The following is a 19,423-nucleotide window of genomic DNA, read 5'->3' on the forward strand; positions in this document are numbered from 1 at the left end:
TTCCGCTTCGTACAGACGATCCTTGTACGAGACGAAACGACTCGGCCGTGACGCCGCCGAACTCACCGCGCTCGCCAGCCACCTCACCGCCCACGGCCTCATCCTGGAGATGCTCGCCGGGCCACTGGCCGGCATCTACGACCCCGCCGGCCCGGGGAACATCGCATCTCACGCGACGTGGCGGTTTCTCAATGGATCATGGCTGGTCTGAGTTTTGCGGTACGGCTGTCCGGGAGGAATCTGGTCGCGCCCCGGCTGTGGAGACGACAGGATGCAGCCATGGCTGACGACCTCTTGCTCATGCACGCCCGGGAGCTTTGGGTGGAACTGGCGGGCGCACCGGTCGAGTTCTTTCCCCCAGGAGGGGCAACGGTTGTGGTCGCGCCCGGGTCGCTGTTGTGTCCGCCGTCGTGGACCGGGATCGTGCGGATCGGTGACGCCGCCCTCATCACTGCACCGAGCGTGCAGGCCGCCGGGATGGTGGACGACGCCGCGCGGAAGATGACCCACGAAGAGGTCGTTGACATCGCTCGTCTACGTGCGGTGCTGCCGGTTCTCGATGTTCTCGGGCCAGCTTCGCTCTCCTATCTCGGCCGGGACGGCTTTCTTCCTGCGCATGAAGGCACCGGGGTCGAGCAGTTGCCGATCGGTGATGGCGGCCTGGCCGCGCTGCTGGCCGTGGCCGGGGAGGAGGAGGCCGGTGAGAGCGGTCTTGAGGACATCTCTTCTCCCGCGTTCTGTCTCCGCCGGGGCGAGGAGGTGGTAGCCGCAGCCGGGTACCGGTCCTGGCCGCAGTCGGTAGCCCACCTGAGTGTGCTGGTTGCCCCGCAACATCGGGGCCGGCGCCTGGCCCGGGCCGTGGCGTCCGCAGCAGTGGCCCACGCCCTCGATGCCGGGTTGCTGCCGCAGTGGAGAGCACGGCCCTATCCCTCCCGGCGTGTGGCTGTAGCTCTGGGGTTCCGGGAACTGGGTGTCCAGCTCAGCGTTCGGCTTGGCGACGTCCCCGTCGGCCAGGGCCGGTAAGGACGGAGCCTCTTCCGCGACTGCCATGTCGGATGAGAACGGAGATCCCGGGATTCTCAAACGGCACGGCAACAACGCAGGTCAGCATCGTGGCTCCTGCCGATTGTGCTGCGACAGGACACCCAGCCCAGGGCCATGATCAATCTCAGCGCTCCATCCGGTACCGCAACTACTCAGACCCCCTACGGCAGCCGGGCGACGGGAGGCCCATCGCGCCGCGCACCACGTGCCGCCTCACCGCGACACCCGTCGCGCGGCGTGCCGTACGCCGCCGAGCGCCGCGCCCAGGTGGCGCCTGATACGGGTCTTCGCCTGCGCGCCGGCCTCACGCGCCATGAACGCCAGCAGCGGGCCGGCGCTGGCCTTGGTGACCAGGGCGAAGCAGTCCGTGGCGCCGATGGACTCGGCGAAGTACGCGTCGAGTTCGGGCTCTCCGCTGCGCGGCGCCGCCCCGTACAACTGGGACAGCACACCGCTCAGCGCGTTCGTGACCAGCAGCCGTTCGGCGTCGATCGCCCCCGGGTGGTGGCCGAGCCAGCGCATCGCCTCGGCGCCGATGCGCTGCACCTCGGCCGGGACCGGGCGGCCCGGCTGCGGGAAGACCCGGTCGGGGCCGAAGGTCTTGGTGAAGCCGGCGTGTATGCCGGGGTTCTGGGTCCGCAGGATCACGTACGTGGGGCGGAACGGGTTGCGCAACAGGACCTCGGTGGCCAGGAACCGCGCCTGCACCCGCGCCGAGAGCTTGGAGCGCCGGTGCCCGGGCAGCAGCCCGGCCGCGTCGAGGTAGACGACCTGCTTGTTGAAGAAACGTTTTCTCTGATAGCCGGCCCAGCCGACGACCTCGTCGTCAGGGGCCAGGGTGAGGGTGAAGTTGGCGACCTGGTCGAAGAAGTTCTGTTCCTTGCGCGCCCGCCAGTAGCCGGCGTAGTCGGTCTCGAAGGTGCGGGTGGCGACGTCGGTCACCAGGTCGAAGAGCCGCTCGCGGCAGCCGTCGGCCAGCTTGGCCGGCGCCGTCCAACTCACCGAGCGGTAGCCGTTGTGCAGGTTGCGCACCTTGGGCGGCGCCGAAAACCCCCGGAGGTCGGCCGCGCTCAGTCGCTGTGAGCCCACTGTCAGTCATCCTCGCTCTCGCGGCGATTGCCAAGATCATCACTCACCTTAGGCACGCTACGTTGCGGTAAGGTAACTCAACAACCAACAGATCCCCTTCCGCTTCGCGTATCACCGCAGGTGGGAGTGGGTGTGTGAGCGAGATAACGCGACGGGGCGTCGGGACCTGGCGAGCCGCGCCTGCGAGGGCGGCCGGCCGGCCGGGCAGCCTCTCCGCCAGTCGATACGTTGAGCGGCCGGCCTATTGAGCGGCCGACCGTTGGGCACGTGGGCGACCCACGGCAGGGCTTGCGCGCGTTCGCGACGTTCTACCCCGAGCCCCCTCTATCCGGCCGCGCCGTCGATGACCGTGTAGCAGACGTACGCGCCGAACAGGGCGAGGAGGCGCGCACCGCCACCCCGACGGCATCGGGCCCGGGCGCCAGCCCGTCACCTCAACCCGGCCGCCGCGCCCCGTGGGGGTTGGGCGCGCCGGCCGGGTGGGGCGGGGGTGCGGGCCCGGGTAAGGCGGCGCACCGGTTCGCTCCTCGGGGGCGCCGTGGGGCGCCCGGGAGGAGAATCGAAACTCTGGCCGACCGACCGCGGCCGGCACAACCGCGTTCAGGCGTTGTGACATTTCCAACGGGCGCCCATGTGCCTCGTACGCCGTGAAAGGCGCCCAAAACCGCCGGGCCGCTTGGTACTTACGGACACCATTGGCCTGGGCCATTGACGCAACGACCGTTACGTGTAGGGGCCCCAAACCTCTGACCGCTAAGGGATCAGCCAGCTTTCAGCAGGAGGAGGCGGCACGTCCCGCGACCTAGCGTTCTTGCTGCACGGCGGCGCGGGCCGCGGGCGAGGAGCGAGATTCAGAGGGGGAACCGTGGCGACCACGGGGCACAGATCGAAACCACGTGGCATAGCGGCCCGTGCGGGCAGTTGGAGTGCGCGGCACCGGTGGTTGGCGGTCGGCGGCTGGGTGGTGTTCGTCATCCTGTCGCTGGCCGTCGGCTCGATGACCGGCCGCGTCGACGTCAGCGGCAGCGAGCAGACGCCGGGCGAGGCCGGGCGGGCGTCCGCCATCTTGGACGACGTCGGGATCACCAACCCGGCCGGCGAGATGGTGCTGGTCACCGGCCGCGAGCAGGGTGTGAAGGCCACCGACCCCGAGGTCAAGGCGACGGTGCGCGAGGTGATCTCGGCGGTCCGCGCGACCGGTGAGGTGGCCGAGGTCCGCTCCCCGTACGAGGCGGGCGCCGTCTCCGCCGACGGGCGTTCGGCGCTCATCCAGTTCGACCTGCGCGGCGACCCCGAGGACGCGGCGGACCGGGTGCAGCCGATCACCGACGCGGTGGACAAGGCCGCCGACCGGCACCAGTCCGTACGGCTCGAACAGTTCGGTGACGCCAGTGGGCAGAAGGCGTTCGACGAGGCGTTCGGCAGCGACTTCCAGCAGGCCGAGTACTCGGCGCTGCCGGTGGCCCTCGGCATCCTGCTGATCGCGTTCGGCGCGCTGGTCGCCGCGCTGCTGCCGGTGGTCCTGGCGATGACCGCGTTCCTGGCCACCACCGGGCTGGTGGCGGTGGTCAGCCACGCGGTGCACATGAGCGACACCGCCAACTCGGTGATGCTGCTGGTGGGATTGGCCGTCGGCGTCGACTACTGCCTCTTCTACCTGCGTCGGGAGCGCGAGGAGCGGGCCGCGGGGCGCGATGCGACGACCGCGCTCCAGATCGCCGCCGCCACCTCCGGGCGGGCCGTGCTGATCTCCGGCATCACGGTGATCGTGGCCATGGCGGGCATGTTGTTCACCGGCATCGCCGAGTTCGAGGCGATGGGGCTCGGCACCCTGATGGTGGTGGCGGTCGCCATGGTCGGCTCCGTGACGGTGCTGCCCGCGCTGCTCTCGCTGCTCGGCGAGCGGGTCGAGAAGGGCAGGGTGCCCTTCCTGCACAAGCGCACCAAGGCGGGCAACGGCGAGAGCCGGTTCTGGCGTGCGGTGTTGAACCGGGTGCTGCGCCGGCCTTGGGTGTCGATCACGCTGGCGGGCGGCTCGCTGGTGGCCGTGGCGCTGCCGGCGCTCGGCATGCACACCGCCAACCTCAACATGGACCAGGAGTTCGGCGACTCGCTGCCGATCGTGGCCTCCTACCGGCACATCAACGAGCAGTTCCCCGGCGGGCCGGCCCCGGCGCGGGTGGTGGTCAAGGCCGATGACGTACGGGCGGCGCCGGTGCGCGAGGCGATCGAGGACTTCCGGGCCCAGGCGGTGACCAAGGGCGCGTCCAAGGGCCCGGTGAAGGTGACCGTGCACGAGAAGGAGAACGTGGCCGTCATCGAGGTGCCGCTGATCGGCGGCACCGACGAGGACCGCAGCGAGCGCAGCCTGAACGTGCTGCGGGACGAGGTGCGGCCGGCCACGCTCGGCACGGTGGACGGGGTGAGCGCGCCGATCGGCGGCGACACGGCCGCATCCAAGGACTTCAGCGACGAACTCGGCTCCAGCGTCGCCCCGGTCTTCGCCTTCGTCATCGTCTTCGCGTTCCTGCTGATGCTGATGTCCTTCCGCTCCCTGACGATCGCCGTGACCTCGATCGCGCTGAACCTGCTGTCGGTGGGCGCGGCGTACGGCATCCTCACCGCCGTCTTCCAGCACGGTTGGGGCGCCTCGCTGGTCGGCGCCGAGGGGGTGGGCGCGGTGGTGGCCTGGCTGCCGCTGTTCCTGTTCGTGATCCTGTTCGGGCTGAGCATGGACTACCACGTCTTCGTGGTCTCCCGTATCCGCGAGGCCCACGTGGCCGGCCGGGCCACCCGGGACGCGGTGGTGCACGGCGTGGTCACCACGGCCGGCGTGGTCACCAGCGCGGCGGTCATCATGGTGGCGGTCTTCTCGATCTTCGGCACGCTGTCGATGCAGAGCATGAAGCAGATGGGCGTGGGTCTCGCGGTGGCGGTGCTCATCGATGCGACGATCATCCGCGGGGTGCTGCTGCCGGCCGTGATGGTGCTGCTGGGTGACCGCAACTGGTACCTGCCGCGGTGGCTGCGGTGGCTGCCCGACCTCAGCCACGAGGACGAGGTGGCGGCCCCGCCGCAGCCCGGCGCGGTGCCGGTCGGCGCCCCGCAGGGCGGCGACGGACTGCCCGGCCAGGTCCGCGTCTGACCTCCCGTCACATCCTGCCGCCCCGCGGCACCGCCGGGCACCGCCCGGCGCCCCCGGCCGCCCGGTCGCCGCTCCGACCGGGCCCCCGCCCCGCCCACGCCGTATCCGCGGCGTGGGCGGGGCCATGTGTGGGTCGGCCTCCGTCCGGGCGGCTCGTCGGTCGGGCGGGGGCGTCTCGGCCAAGTGACGGGTTTATGGCCAAGTTGATCATCGGAGGGGCAACCTCCGCGGCCCGCTCGCCATCCTTCGCGATGGCGGGAGTTCCGCGCCCGCGCGGGGCCCGCCCGTCGGGTGCGCGGCCGGTTGGCCGTGCACCGAGACGACGTCGGCACGAAGGAGACCACCTTGATCCATGTCCCACGCACGGTGACCGCCACCCTGGCGGCCCTCGCGTTGGCGGCCGGGCTGCCCGGGTTGGCGCACGGGGCGCCCAGACCCGCCACCGGCCAGCAGTCGCACGACCGCATACCGACCACCGCCACCGTCGGGGCTGACGGGCAGCTCCCGACCGGTTGGCGGCTGACCGGTCAGGGCGCCAACCGCCAGTTGGTGTGGCGGGCGCACGAGCCGGTGCCGATGGGCGATGCCCGCCTCACGTTCCACGCCGGCGACCGGCTGCTCGGCGCTCCGGTGGCCGACGCGGACGGAAAAACGTTCCGACTCGCCATCGGCGACCAGCGGCTGACCGCGGGTACCGAGCTCCAGGCGCGGACCGGCACCCGTCGCGTGGACGCCGCGGCCCCGGCCCGTACGCCCGCCAAGGGCGCCCCCAGGGCATCCGCGCAGCCGCCGGCCCAGGCGCCGGCGAACGCGGTGGACCCGGGCAAGCCCGGCCGCTTCCACACCGCCCGCGGCGAGTACTCCCTCAAGTCGGTGCGGCTGCCCGACTTCCCCGAGCCGGTGGAGATGCGCGCCACGGTCGTCGGGCCGACCGACGCACCCGGGCGCCGGCCGCTCGCGCTGTTCCTGCACGGCCGGCACTACACCTGCTACGGCACGACCGAGGAGGAGCAGACCGGCGACTGGCCGTGCGCCGCCGGGTCCAAGCAGGTGCCCAGCTACCGCGGCTACCTGCGCGCCCAGCAACTGCTGGCCTCCCAGGGCTACGTCACCGTCTCCATCTCGGCCAACGGCATCAACGGCCAGGACTTCGCCGCCGAGGACGGCGGCGCGCAGGCCCGCTCCTCGCTGGTGCGCCAGCACCTCGCGCACTGGGCGGACTGGGCCGGCAAGCCCAAGGGCACCCCGGGCGCGGTGCGCGCGGTGGCGCCGGCCGACCTGTCGAAGGTGCTGCTGGTGGGCCACTCGCGCGGCGGTGAGGGCGTCAACCGGGCGGCGATGGACAGCCTGACCAAGCCGCCGGCCGCGCAGGACGGCTACCGCGGTCCGGTGCGCTGGCGCATCCGCGGCAACGTGCTGATCGGCCCGACGATCTTCGGCCACAACCCGGTGCCCGACGTGCCGTCGGCGACCATCCTGCCCGGCTGCGACGGCGACGTGTCCGACCTCCAGGGCCAGATCTACACCGACGGCACCCGGGGCGTGAGCCGCGGCGCCGCCCTGCACAGTTCGCTGTACGTGGTCGGCGCCAACCACAACTTCTTCAACACCGAGTGGACGCCCGGCCAGTCGCAGGCCCCGTCCGACGACGACTACGCCCCGGGCGAGGGCCCGAACCGGGTCTGCTCGCCCGGCACCAAGACCCGGCTGACCGCCACCCAGCAGCAGGTCGCGGGCGCCGTGTACATCGCCGCCGCGGCCCGGCTGTTCGTCGCCGGTGACGACAAGGTGCGCCCGCTGCTCGACGGCTCGCACCGCAGCGCGCCCTCGGCCGGCCCGGCGCGCGTCCTCAGCCACGCCATCGGCGGCAACCGCAAGCCGCTCATCGCCCCGAGCCCGGCGCTGTCGGTCTCCGGCGGTCGGGTGTGCGCCCAGGTCTCCCAGGACGAGGCGCAGACCTGCCTGGTGGAGAACGAGACCGACTACTCACCGCACTTCGTCTCCTGGCAGGTGGGGACGGACCCGGACCGGCACGCGATCGATGCTCGCTGGTCGAAGGCGGGCAAGCCGATCGGGATCGGGCTGCCCAAGCCGGTCTCGGTGACCGGTTCCACGGCGCTCGCGCTGCGCGTGATCGTGCCGCCGAACACCAAGGACACCAAGCTGGACGTCGCCGTGACGGACGCGGCGGGCCGCCGCGCCGTGCTCGGCCAGGTGCGGGTGGACGGGCTGGCCGCGCACCAGCAGATGTCCGCGCACTGGGGCCAGGAGGTGCGGGTGTCGCTGTCGGCCGCCAGCAAGGCCCGGGTCGACCTGGCGCGCGTGAAGAAGCTGGAGTTGACGCCGCGCAGCGGCGCCGGGCGGGTCTGGCTGCTGGACGCGTGGGGCTGGCGCGCCGGCACCCCCGCGGTCACGCCGGTCTCGCTGCCGCGCGTGGACGTCGGCCTGGCCGAGGTGCCCGAGGGCAACTCGGGGCAGCGCACGCACCGGGTGCCGATCCGCGTCTCGGGCAGCGGCACCGCGCAGGTCCGGGTGTTCGAGCACAACCCGTGGTCGGACGAGGTCTCGCAGCGCCTGGTGACGCTGCGCCCCGGGACCCACTCCATCGACCTGCCGGTGAAGGTGACGGGCAACACCCGCTACGGCTACGACTACCGGAACCCGGTCTACGTGAAGGCGCTCCGGGGCGCCGTGGTCGGCGCCGACTCCGGCGGCCTGCTCATCCGCAACGACGACCCGATGCCGAAGGTCACGGTGGAGCCGATCAAGGACAGCGTCACCGAGGGTGAGGCGCTGAGCTGGCGGGTGCGGATCTCCGAGGTCGCCGACGCCGAGATCTGGTCGGTGCTGATGGCCCAGAAGCCGGCCAAGGGCACCGAGTTGGCCTCCGACGACGTGGACCGCACGTGGTTCGAGGAGACGTTCTTCGAGGACCCGACGCCGGTCAGGCCGCTGTCGCAGGCGTCGCAGCCGCCGTCGATCTCGGCCCCGGTGGAGGGCGGCGAACTCACCCAGGTGGTGACCGTGCCCACCGTCAAGGACAAGGTCGCCGAGTCGGAGGAGGTCCTCCAGGTCCAACTGATCACCTACGACAACGACGGCAAGGAGCTGAAGGGCCCGGTGCTCACCGGCCGGGTACGGGACGCCTCCTAGTCACCCACGCGGTCGTCCGCGCGTGAACGCGCCGCGGAGCTCCCCCGCCGTTCAGGCGGGCGGACGCTCCGCGGCACGTTTGTCTTCCGGGGTGGAATGAGGTGGAGCGGGGCCCGTACGGGCTGGGGATTCTGGCTTCGTACGCAGCGGGGCCGGACCCGTACGCGATGGGGCGCGCCACGGGCCGCGCCGACCGGGCCCCGGCGCCAGCCCCGTACGGCAGGCACGGCGCTGTTCCCGTACGAACCGGCGGCCGGCCGCGACCCGCGCCGGACCGTCCGCGGCCCCGGCCGAAGCCCCGGTCGAAGCCAACGCCCACCGCCCCTCACCCCCGATCGCGCGACGGCAGTGCCCCCTCGATCAGGTCGGCGGCCTGTTGGGTGCCGCCCTCCGCTGCCGTGCGCTGCTGCATCCGGCGCACGGCAGCGGCGACCTCGGGATCGGAGGTGACGTCCAGGACGGCGGCCCGCAGTGCGGCGGCGTCCGCTTCGGTCATCGACAATTGCCGGGCGACGCCGAGTTCGGCGAGCATGGCCGCGTTGCCGAACTGGTCGGCCGCCTGCGGCACCGCCACCATCGGCACCCCGCTGGCCAGCCCCTCCTGGCTGCCGCCGGCGCCCGCGTGGGTGACGAAGGCGTCGGCCTGGCGCAGCACGGACAGTTGCGGCACCCACGGGTGGACCTCGACGTTGGCGGGGATCGGGCCGAGTTCGGCGACGTCCACGAACTTGCCGACCTGGAGCACCAGGTACCAGCCGGGTAGGTCGCCGAAGGCCGCCAGGCACTCCCGGTAGAACTCCGGCTGCTTGGTCCAGGCCGAGCCGAGCGAGACCAAAACCACCTTGGTCTGCGGGTCCAGGTGCGCCGGCCGCTGCCATTCGCCCTGGTCCGCTCGGTCGCCCTGGCAGGCGCCGACGAAGGTGAAGACGGAGGTGTCCACCCGGTCGTGGTGCGGCTGGAGGGCGCTGGGGATCAGCACGATGGCCCGCTCGGGGGCGCCCACCAGGCGCTCGGGCGAGGTGCGGGTCATGTCGTGCTCGGCGAGCCAGTCGGCGAACCGGGCGTGGTACGCGGCGCCGCGCGGGGTCTGCATGGCGTCCGCGAACGTCTTGGCCAACTCGGTCTCCTCGTAGCCGTCCCAGACGACCAGGTTCGGCGTGAGCTGGATGACGGGCACCTGCCAGCGGTGGGCGAGCAGCGGCGCCGGGTAGCTGGTGATGTCGTGCAGGACCAGGTCGGGTTCGTCGCCGGCGAAGGCGTCGGCCAGGTGCGGCAGCGCCTGGATGCCGTCGGCCAGGAAGATTTCGAGGTGGTCGATGAGCTCGGCGCCCCAGGCGTCCGGGTCGTCCTCGGTCGGCAGCGTGGACTGGTAGATCACGGGCTCGGCGCCGGTGGCCGCCACCTTCTCCGCGAACGGCGCGGGTATGGCGTAGCTGACCCGGTGCCCGCGGGCGACCAGCTCCCTGATCACTTCGAGGCTCGGGTTGACGTGCCCGTGGGCCGCGATGCTGAACATGGCGATGTGGGCGCGTTCTGGTGTCGTCATGTCGATCACCATAAGCGAGACGAGACGTCTCGTACAACTATTTTGGCGTACGGGATCGGGCTCCAGCCTCGGGGGTGGTGGCGCCGTCAGCGCTGGTAGCGGGCGAGGACCCGGTTGCCGTCGGAGACCAGGCGGTGGCGCAGGTCGGCCGCGTCGATCGCGCCGCTGTAGTACTCCTGGAACGCCGGCGTCGCCACCTTGTCCTTCCACTCCGGGTAGCCGCGGACGGTCTGGGCGGGGGCCGGGCGCAGGTGGGCGGCGAGTGCGGTGCCGGTGGCCCAGCCGTACCGGCCGGTGTGCAACGCCGGATGGGCGAGGGCGGCGGTCGCGGTGGGCAGCAGCCAGTCGCCGCGCGCGAGGCGCACCTGGTTCTCCGGGCGCACCAGGAACTCGACGAACGACATCGCCTCCTCCTTGCGGCGGCAGTCCTGCGCGATCGACAGGGTCTGCGGGCTGACGCCCTGCCGCAGGTCGCCGCCGGGGCCGGCGGGCGCGGGCAGCACCACCCAGTCGAAGTCCTTCGGCGCCTGCTGCACGATCTGCTGCCGGTAGGCGAAGCCGAGCGGCACCATCGCGTACCGGCCGCCGAAGAACCCCGGCAGCGTGTCGGCGCCGCTCATGCCGAGGGTGCTGCGCGCCGCCGAGCCCTCGCGCACGACCTGGTCGTGGATGGTGCGCGGCACCGTGTGGTCGGCGGGCCCGTAGCCGATGGTCACCTTGCCGTCCGGGCCGCGGTGGAAGAGCCGGCCGCCGGTGGACAGCGACAGGTTGAGCGTCGCTGAGACCGGCTCCTTGAGCGGCCAGGCCACTCCGTACGCATCGCCCCTGGTCAGCCGGCTGGCCACGGCCGCGAACTCCGGCCACGACCACGGCTTGGCCACCGTCGGCAGCCGCACGCCGGCCGCGGCGAGCAGCCGCCGGTTGGCCATCACCATGCGCGGCTCCTGGAGGAAGGGCACCCCGTAGACCCGGCCGTCGAAGGTGGCGGTGTCCCAGCCGTGCGCCGGGATCGCGCGCCGCAGCCGCTCCGAGCGCAGCGCGGTCAGATCGGCGAGGTAGCCGCCGTACGCGAAGTCGGCGAGGTCGTCGGACGCGTCGTGGATGACGTCGGGCGCCTCGCCGCCCTCGAAGGAGGTGAGGAGTTGGTCGTGGACGCTGGTCCAACTGCCCTGCACGTAGCTGACCCGGGACTGCGGGTGCGCCGCGTTCCACTCCGCGACCAGCGCCTTGTTGGCCCGTACGGACTCCTCCTGCCAGGCCAGCGAGAGGAACCGCAGCCCGTCGTGGCGCCCGCGCGCGCAGCCGGGCAGCAGGGTCGCGGCGCCGGTGGCCGCCGCCGTGGCGAGCAGCGAGCGCCGGCGCACGGGCGGGCCGCCGGCGGTCACTGCTTCACCGCCCCGGCCAGCATGCCGCCGGTGATCCTGCGTTGGATGAGGGCGAAGAGCAGCAGCGAGGGCAGCGTGGCCAGCAGCGCGGCGGCGGCCAGCGGGCCGAGGTCGGCGACGCCTTCGGTGCCGATGAAGTGGGTGAGGACGACCGGCAACGTCTGTCGCTCCGGGGACTTGAGCAGGACGAGTGCGAAGAAGAACTCGTTCCATGCGGTGATGAAGGTGAACAGGGCGGTGGCCACGATGCCCGGCGCGAGCAGTGGCGCCGTCACCGAGACCAGGGTGCGCAGCCGGCCGGCGCCGTCCACCGCCGCGGCCTCCTCCACCTCCTGCGGCACGGCCCGCACGTACCCGGTGAGCATCCACAGCGCGAACGGCAGCGACCACACCACGTAGACCAGGACCAGGCCGGCCGGCTGGTTGACCAACCGGACCTCCTTGAGCAGCAGGAACAGCGGGATGATCACCAGCACGAAGGGGAACGCCTGGCTGACCACGACCCAGCCGGTGGCAGCGCGGGAGAGCACGGAGCGGTGCCGGGCCAGCACGTAGGCCAGCGGCGTGGCGAGCAGGACCGCGATGACGGCCGCGCAGCCGGCGGTGAGCAGGCTGTTGCCCGCGGCGCGCAGCAGCGGCTGTTCGTCGAACGCCTGCCGGAAGTTGTCCAGCGTCGGCCGCTCGGGCAGCCAGGTCGGGTGCAGCGTGGCGAGTTCGGCCGGCGGCTTGAAGGCGGTGGCGAGCAGCCACAGCAGCGGGAAGGCGAGGAAGAGGAGGTAGCACAGGAGCGCCAGGTACTGGCCGGCCCGGGCGGCCCGGCGGCGGGCGCGGCGGGTGTGCTGGGCGCGACGAGTGCGGCGTGGGTCGGCCGGGGCGGCGGGGCGAGAAGTGGCGGCGGGTCGCGCGCCGGCCGGGGATGTAGTGGGGCGCGCGCCGGTCGGGGAAGCGGTGGGGCGAGAGGCCGCGGGCCGCGCGTCGTCCGCGTCCGTCGGTCCGTGTCGTTCGCTCACTGGTCCTCCCCCTTCAGACGGCGTACGAGCAGCAGGGCGAGCAGTACGGAGACGGCCGCGACCAGCACGCACCCCATCGCCGCCGCGTAGCCGAACTGGCCGTAGCGGAACGCTTCTTCGTACGCGAAGAGCATCGGCAGCCGGGTGCGCCCGCCGGGCCCGCCGCTGGTCAGCACGTACACCAGGGCGAAGGAGTTGAGGTTCCAGATGAAGCTGAGGGCGCTGATGGCCAGGGCGACGGGTCTGATGGCGGGCCAGGTGACGGTGCGGAAGCGGCGCCAGGCGCCGGCGCCGTCCACGGCCGCGGCCTCGTGGAGTTCGCGCGGCACGTTCTGCAAGCCGGCCAGCAGGGCGACGGTCACCTGCGGCAGGCCCGCCCAGATGCCGACCACGATGACCGCGGGCAGGGCGCTAGAGAGGCCGGCGAGCCAGTCGGTGCCGTCGCCCAGGTGCAGATCGCGCAGCGTCTCGTTGAGGATGCCCGCGTCGGGGTGGTAGACGAGCCGCCACATGATGCCGACGACGACCTCCGGCATCGCCCACGGCACGATCGCCAGCGTCCGCGCCAGCCAGCGCATCCGCAGGTCCTGGTTGAGCAGCAGCGCGAGCCCGAGGCCCAGCAGGAACTGCGGCACGGTCACGCCCACCGCCCACACCAGGCCGATCCGGAACGACTCCCAGAACAGCCCGTCGTGCCTGAGGTCGCGGAAGTTCAGCAAGCCGATCCACTCGGTGGGTTCGGTACGGCCCGACTGGGAGTCGGTGAAGGCGAGGGCGATCCCGTACAGCAGCGGCCCCACGCTCAGCAGCAGGATCGGCAGCAGCGCGGGCAGCACCAGGAACCAGGGCCCGAAGCCGCCCCACCGCCCGCCGGCACCCCACCCACTGGCACTCCGCCCGCCGACGCCCCGCGCGGCGCCGCCACGGCCCCGGCCGCGCCCAGGCGACGCGGCCCCCGCGGGTCCCGGGGAGCGGTCCGGCCGCGCCCCGGCGGTCATCCGTCGCACAGCAGCAACTCTCCTTCGGGCCGCGGCGCCGCCGGGAGCACCGGCCCGAACGCCGTCCGGGTAGCGCGCCCCGGCGGCGGTTGGGGGGGGGCGCCACCGCACGGGGCAGCGACGCCTTGCCCCACGTCACTGGGAGGGGCGCCCGGTCAGGAGGCCCACGTCATCGTGCTGACGCCCCGTCGCCCAGTCAAGAACCGTGCGTGCACGGCGTGCGGGTTGGCCGCGGTACGGGATGGTCTGGTGGCGCGGCGCGCAGCGGCGGGCCGGGGGCGGTGGGCTCGCGGCCTGACGGGGACCCACCCACCGGGGCCCACCCACCACGCTCCCCGCGGCGTACGAGAAGCTGAGGGGAGACCGGAGGCAGGGCAGACCGAGATGGTGTGGGGAGTACGGCGTGAGTGAGGCGTTCACCGAGGAGCGGGCCCGGCGGGTGCTGGCCGCGGCCGGCTTCGCGTCCGTGCCCGATGCGGCGCGGTTGATCACCCTGGGCGAGAACGCCGTGTTCGCGCTCGAATCCACCGTGGTCAAGGTGGGGCGCGAGCGCGGGCTGTGGGAGCGGGCCGACCGCGAACCGCGCATCGCGGCCTGGCTGGCCGAGCACGACGTGCCGGCGGTCCGGCCCGCGGAACCGCGGGCGCTGCTCGTCGACGACCTGCCGGTGACGGTCTGGCACCGGCTGCCGCCGGCCGTCCGCCCGGCCACCCCGGCCGACCTCGCCACGCTGCTGCGCCGCGTGCACGCCCTGCCCCGGCCCCCGTTCCCGCTGCCGCGCCGCGACCTGCTGGGCGGGGTGGAGCGCTGGCTGCGGCTGGCCGGCGACGCGATCGACCCCGCCGACGCCGCGTACCTGCGCGACCGCAGGGACGGGTTCGCGGCGGCGGCCGACGCGCTGGTGCCACAGCTGACCCCCGGCCCGCTGCACGGGGACGCGCTGCCGCGCAACGTGCACGTCAGCGCGGCCGGCCCGGTCCTGGTCGACCTGGAGACCTTCTCCGACGACCTGCGCGAACACGATCTGGTGGTGATGGCGCTCACCCGCGACCGGTACGGCCTCGGCGCCGCGGCCTACGCGGAGTTCGCCACCGGCTACGGCTGGGACGTCCGCGAGTGGCCGGGCTGCTCCGTGCTCCGTGGCGCCCGCGAGACGGCTAGCTGCGCCTGGGTGGCCCAGCACGCCCCGGGCGATCCGCGCGCGCTGGCGGAGTTCGAACGCCGGGTGGCCTCGCTGCGCAGCGGCGACGAGTCCGTCCGCTGGTCGGCGCTGTAACGCACCCCACACCCAGCGGGCCCCGGCCCCCACCACCTTCACACCCAACCCGCACCCGCCTCACCCGCCGCACCCCACGCCCAGCCACCCCGCACCCACCCAGCCCGCTCACACCCAACGCAACCCCACCTCACCCCACACACCCACCTCACCTCACCTCACACCCAGCCACCCCACACCCAACCCCCTCGTACGCGACCCCCCGCACCCGGACCCTTCGCCTCCGGCCCGCCCCTCACCTCCGCACGCCCCGCCCGCTCCCGCTCAGCCCGCTATCGCGCGGGCCCCGCGCAGTGGCCAACTGCCGTCCACCACCGCGTCGCTGGTGCCCTTGCTGCGCAGCCAGGTCTGGAAGCCGGCGGCCCATTCCGCGTACCAACCGACCTGCTTGTGGTGCAGTTCCCACAGGTCGAGCTCGGCCACCTGGGCGTGGCGCTCGGCGACCGCGCAGGCGACCAGGGCCGCGGCCACGGCGTCCGAGCTGGCCTCGTGCGCCCGGTCGAGCACCACGCCGTAGTGCCCGCAGACCGCCTCCAGCGTGCGCTTGCCCCTGCGGTACCGGTCGACGGAGCGGTCGATCGTGTACGGGTCGACGACCGGACCTATCTCCTCCCGGCCCAGCCGCTCGGCCAGCGAGGGCAGTCCGTGCCTGCGCAGCTCGGCGGCGAGCATGCTCAGGTCGAACGCCGCGTTGTACGCCACGATCGGGGTGCCGGCCCGCCAGTGGGCCACGAGCACCTCCGCTATCTCCTCCACCACCTCGGGTGCGGGCCGGCCGTCGGCCGCCGCCCGCTCGTTGGTGATGCCGTGCACGGCGACCGCGTCCTGTGGGATCGGGATGCCCGGGTCGGCCAACCATTCCCGGCCGCCGACCACTTCCCCGCCCCTGACCTCGACGACCGCCGCGGTCACGATCCGCGCCTGGTCCGGGTCGGTGCCCGTGGTCTCAAGGTCGAATCCGATCAGCAGCTCTCGGTGCCAGCCCATGGCGGCCCTCCTTCGTGGTGCGTCCCCCTGTTGTTCAACAGCCTCGCACGCGCCACTGACAACCCGTCCGGCGCCGGGCGACGCGGCACGCCTCGCCGGCCGGTCCACCCGTCTCTCCCCACCGGCTGCCGCCCGAGCGTCGTGGCGTATCCGCAACGCCCCGCCTACCCGCCCGCCCCCGGGCACACGCTCCCCCGAGCACGAGCACCCCCGTCCCTCGCCCCGTTCGCGCCCCCGCGAACTCCACCCGGGGGCGACACCCCCCGGGTGAGGCGCCCTCAAACGACCCCAGACTCAAGACTGCTGCTAATTTTCCCTTTATGTCCGAAATGCCCCCTCGGCTCTGTTCCCGCTCTCGCCGCCGTTTCCCTCCCCGGCCCCACCCCCGCTTTTCCGGCTGAGCGCGATGGGGGTCATTCGAGATCATCCCGAGCTCGCCCTCTTCCTGTGCCTCGCCCTCGGCCACCTCGTCGGCAGGTTGCGCGTCGGGCCGATCGCGCTCGGCGGGGTCTGCGGGACGCTCATCGTCTCGTTGTTGCTCGGCACCCGGCACGTTTCCGTCGAGGACGACGTGAAGACAGTCTTCTTCGCCCTCTTCATCTTCGCCCTCGGCTACCTGGCCGGACCGCAGTTCTTCGCCAACTTCGACCGTCGCCGACTGCGCTACGGCGTGCTCCCGCTCATCGAGATGGTGACCGTGCTCGTCATCGCGTACGTCCTGGCGAAGGTGTTCGACCTCGACGTCGGCACGGCCAGTGGCATCCTCGCCGGTGCCGCGACCGAATCGGCCGTCGTCGGAACCGCCACCGAGGCGATCGGGAAGCTCTCCGGGCTGAGCCCGCACCAAAGCAGCGAGTACCAAGGCCACGTGGCCACCGCGTACACCGTCTGCTACCTCTTCGGCCTGATCACGGTCGTCCTCTTCACCAGTCAGGTGCTGCCCCTCCTGCTGCGGATCGATCTGGCGGACGCCTCGCACGAGCTGTGGGTGAAGACGCGCGGCGATGTGCGGGCGCTGGAGTCCGACGAGCGCGAGGCCCTGCCGTCCACGGTCGGCCGCACCTACCTCGTCACGTACGCGGACGGGAAGACGGTCGACGAGATCGAGGAGGCGACCGGGCGGCGAGTCACCATCGAGGGCGTCAAGCGCGGCAGCACGCTGCTGACGGCCGCGCCCCATCTGGTCCTCACGCTCTCGGACCTGGTGCTGGTCGTGGGGCGGCGTTCCGTGATGATCGAGGCCGGGCGGCACATCGGGCCGGAGACCGGCGCCGTGCCCGGGCTCGATTCGCCGCTCGCGACGCGGCAGATCTCGCTGACCGCGCGGACGACGACGGGGAAGACGCTCGACCGGCTCCAGCACGAACACCCCGAATTCCTCCAGAACGGTGTCTACGTCACCGACGTGGTCCGCGGTGACCTGGACCTGCCCGCCACGGCGGAGACCGAGTTGCGCCGCGGTGACGTGTTGACCCTGGTGGGGGCGCGGTCCGGAGTCGACAAGTTGACTGACAAGCTCGGCTCGGTGGTCAAGAACTCCAGCACCGACTTCCTCTACATCGGTTTTGGCATCGCCGCGGGTGCGCTGCTCGGGCAGGTCGTGGTGCGGTTCGGGGACGTACCGCTGTCCCTCGGCACCGGCGGCGGCTGCCTGGTCTCGGGGCTCGTCTTCGGCTGGTTCCGCAGTCGCAGCCAGACCTTCGGCGCCTTCCCACCGCAAGCGGCGAGCACCCTGAAGGACCTCGGCCTGGCCGTCTTCATCGCCTGCACCGGGCTCGCCGCGGGCCCGCAGGCGTGGCCGCTCATCAAGGAGTACGGGGCGCTGCTGCCGATCGCCGGCGTTGCCATGGTGCTGGTGCCAGCCTGCCTCTCGCTCGTCGTCGGGATCAAGCTGCTGGGGCTGGAGAAGCCGCTGCTCATCGGGGCCATCGCGGGCCAGCAGTGCTCCACCCCGGCGATCACCGCGATCACCCAGGTCTCACGCAGTTCCGTGCCGCTCATCGGCTACACGATCACCTACACACTCTCCAACTTCCTCCTCCCGCTGACCGGGCCGATCCTGGTGGGGGTGCTCGGGTCCTGATGGTTGACTTCCTGAACCGCCACGTCTTCCACCCCTATCCCGAACTGCTCGTCTTCCTCACGGTCGCGCTCGGCTTCCTCGTCGGGAAGTTGCGCTACCGGACGATCGCTCTGGGGAGCGTCACCGGCTGCCTCGTCGTGGGGCTGTTCTTCGGCGCCCAGTTCAAGGTGGACGTCAACCAGACGGTGAAGAGCCTGTTCTTCGTCATGTTCCTGTTCGCGCTCGGCTACCGCATCGGCCCGCAGTTCTTTCGCGGCCTGAAGAAGGACGGTCTGCCGCAGGTCATCAACGCCCTGGTGGTGTGCATCGCGGGGCTCGGCGTCACGCTCGGGTTCGCCAAGCTCCTCGGGTACGGCCCAGGGCTCGGCGCCGGACTGCTTGGCGGGGCGCTCACCCAGTCGGCGGTGATCGGGGTCGCCCAAGACGCGATCACCAACCTGCCGGGCCTCAGCAACGCACAGGTCAAGGAGGAGAGCGACCTCGTCCCGGTCGCGTACGCGGTGACCTATCCACTCGGCACCATCCTGTGCGCGGTCCTGCTCGCCAATGTCCTGCCGCGGCTCTACCGCGTGGACATGGCCGCCGAATCCGCCCGCATCGCCCGGGAGATGGACGCCCCCAGCGCCGATCTGGACCTCGGCCAGGGCTACTACGAGATCGTGCTGCGCGCCTACCGGCTGGACCGCCCCGGCCTGGTGGGCCACACCATCGCCGACATCGAGGCCGCACAGCACCGCGCCGGCCACCGGCTGTACATCACTCGGGTGCGCAGGGCCGGCGAGATCCTGCCGCACGACCAGCAACTACGGCTCGCGCCAGGCGACACGCTCGCGGTGAGCGCGCTGCGGGGCTCGCTCGTCGACTTCGACGCGCGGGCCCACATCGGTCCCGAGGTGGACGACACCACCCTGCTCAGCTACGACACGGAGACGCTGCACGTGGTCGTCGCGCAGCGGGACCAGATCGGCCGGACCATCCGCGACCTGCGTGCGGAGCCGTTCATGGCGGGCGTGTTCGTGGACGAGGTCTACCGCTCCGGGGCCCACTACCCCTTCCGCCTGGCCACCCAGCTCAACCGCGGCGACACGCTCGTACTCAAGGGCGCCAAGCGCCTCGTGGAGCCGGCAGCGCGGGCGATCGGCACGCCGGTGCCGACGAGTTTCGCGACCGATATGGCGTGGGTCGGGCTCGGCATCTTCCTCGGCGGCTGCCTCGGCATCCCGGCGGTGACCCTGGGCGGCGTGCCGATCGCGCTCTCGACCTCCGGCGGCGCGCTCATCGCCGGCCTGGTCTTCGGCTGGGTCCGGGGACGCTATCCGACCTTTGGGAACGTGCCCGGCGGCGCGCAGTGGTTCATGGACACCCTCGGGCTCTGCCTCTTCGTGGCCGTCGTCGGCATCGACGCGGGGCCGAGCTTCACCAGCGGCCTGGCCGAGGCGGGCTGGGGCCTGCTGCTCTTCGGCGCCATCGGCACCCTCGCCCCACTCCTCATCGGTTTCCTCGTCGGCCACCACGTCCAGCACATCCGCTTCCCGATCCTGATGGGCGTCCTCGCGGGCGGCCAGACCACGACCGCCGCGATCGGCGCCGTCAACGAGGCCGCGAAGAGCCAGGTCCCCACGCTCGGCTACACGGTCCCGTACGCCTTCAGCAACGTGCTGCTGACGATCTGGGGCGCCGTGATCGTCCTGCTCAACCACTGAGGGA

Annotated in this window: 12 protein-coding genes and 1 pseudogene; 7 read left to right on the plus strand and 6 right to left on the minus strand. The window is 72.4% G+C overall.

Going from position 1 to position 19,423, the window contains the following annotated elements; translation table 11 throughout:
- Positions 1-22: 22 nt before the first annotated feature.
- Positions 23-211: a hypothetical protein gene (locus ACMA1D_RS06850; RefSeq protein WP_414722976.1), complete on the plus strand. Its 189-nt coding sequence runs from the start codon at positions 23-25 to the stop codon at positions 209-211.
- A 68-nt stretch (positions 212-279) separates the two neighbouring features.
- Positions 280-1,023 (plus strand): GNAT family N-acetyltransferase, encoded by a 744-nt coding sequence (locus ACMA1D_RS06855; protein ID WP_414722977.1) that lies wholly within the window; start codon positions 280-282, stop codon positions 1,021-1,023.
- A gap of 234 nt (positions 1,024-1,257) precedes the next feature.
- Here the strand turns inward: ACMA1D_RS06855 and ACMA1D_RS06860 are convergent, their stop codons facing one another.
- Entirely contained in the window at positions 1,258-2,133 is an 876-nt protein-coding gene (locus ACMA1D_RS06860; protein WP_414722978.1) for a hypothetical protein, read from the minus strand.
- Between the two features lie 961 nt (positions 2,134-3,094).
- Here ACMA1D_RS06860 and ACMA1D_RS06865 point away from each other — a divergent pair.
- Together ACMA1D_RS06865 and ACMA1D_RS06870 are read left to right on the plus strand one after the other, a co-directional pair.
- Entirely contained in the window at positions 3,095-5,278 is a 2,184-nt protein-coding gene (locus ACMA1D_RS06865; protein WP_414722979.1) for an MMPL family transporter, read from the plus strand.
- Positions 5,279-5,623: 345 nt separating this feature from the next.
- Positions 5,624-8,431, plus strand: coding sequence for a hypothetical protein (locus ACMA1D_RS06870; protein ID WP_414722980.1), 2,808 nt, complete (start codon positions 5,624-5,626; stop codon positions 8,429-8,431).
- Positions 8,432-8,756: 325 nt separating this feature from the next.
- Here ACMA1D_RS06870 and ACMA1D_RS06875 read toward each other — a convergent pair.
- The 4 genes and pseudogenes from ACMA1D_RS06875 to ACMA1D_RS06890 form a co-directional block, all read right to left on the minus strand.
- Positions 8,757-10,014 (minus strand): annotated as a pseudogene (locus ACMA1D_RS06875) (macrolide family glycosyltransferase).
- A gap of 49 nt (positions 10,015-10,063) precedes the next feature.
- On the minus strand, positions 10,064-11,341 hold the full coding sequence (locus ACMA1D_RS06880) for an ABC transporter substrate-binding protein (RefSeq protein ID WP_414723081.1): 1,278 nt from the start codon (positions 11,339-11,341) through the stop codon (positions 10,064-10,066).
- A 17-nt stretch (positions 11,342-11,358) separates the two neighbouring features.
- Positions 11,359-12,156, minus strand: coding sequence for a carbohydrate ABC transporter permease (locus tag ACMA1D_RS06885; protein WP_414723082.1), 798 nt, complete (start codon positions 12,154-12,156; stop codon positions 11,359-11,361).
- 212 nt (positions 12,157-12,368) lie between these two features.
- Positions 12,369-13,370, minus strand: a complete 1,002-nt coding sequence (locus ACMA1D_RS06890; RefSeq protein ID WP_414723083.1) for a carbohydrate ABC transporter permease — start codon at positions 13,368-13,370, stop codon at positions 12,369-12,371.
- A 403-nt stretch (positions 13,371-13,773) separates the two neighbouring features.
- On the opposite strand from ACMA1D_RS06890, the gene ACMA1D_RS06895 reads away from it, so the two are divergent.
- Positions 13,774-14,646 carry a phosphotransferase enzyme family protein gene (locus ACMA1D_RS06895; protein WP_414722981.1) on the plus strand — a complete coding sequence of 291 codons (873 nt, stop codon included), beginning with the start codon at positions 13,774-13,776 and terminating at the stop codon, positions 14,644-14,646.
- A gap of 264 nt (positions 14,647-14,910) precedes the next feature.
- Here ACMA1D_RS06895 and ACMA1D_RS06900 read toward each other — a convergent pair whose 3' ends face one another.
- Entirely contained in the window at positions 14,911-15,633 is a 723-nt protein-coding gene (locus ACMA1D_RS06900) for a 3'-5' exonuclease (protein WP_414722982.1), read from the minus strand.
- 406 nt (positions 15,634-16,039) lie between these two features.
- Between ACMA1D_RS06900 and aspT the strand changes: the two genes are divergently transcribed.
- Together aspT and ACMA1D_RS06910 are read left to right on the plus strand one after the other, a co-directional pair.
- Positions 16,040-17,716 (plus strand): aspartate-alanine antiporter, encoded by a 1,677-nt coding sequence (gene aspT / locus ACMA1D_RS06905; protein ID WP_414722983.1) that lies wholly within the window; start codon positions 16,040-16,042, stop codon positions 17,714-17,716.
- On the plus strand, positions 17,716-19,419 hold the full coding sequence (locus tag ACMA1D_RS06910) for an aspartate:alanine exchanger family transporter (protein ID WP_414722984.1): 1,704 nt from the start codon (positions 17,716-17,718) through the stop codon (positions 19,417-19,419). Before aspT ends, ACMA1D_RS06910 begins: the two co-directional genes overlap by 1 nt.
- The last annotated feature ends 4 nt before the right edge of the window (positions 19,420-19,423 follow it).

It is taken from the genome of Streptomyces sp. 796.1, from assembly GCF_047525675.1.
Taxonomy (GTDB): Bacteria; Actinomycetota; Actinomycetes; order Streptomycetales; family Streptomycetaceae; genus Streptomyces.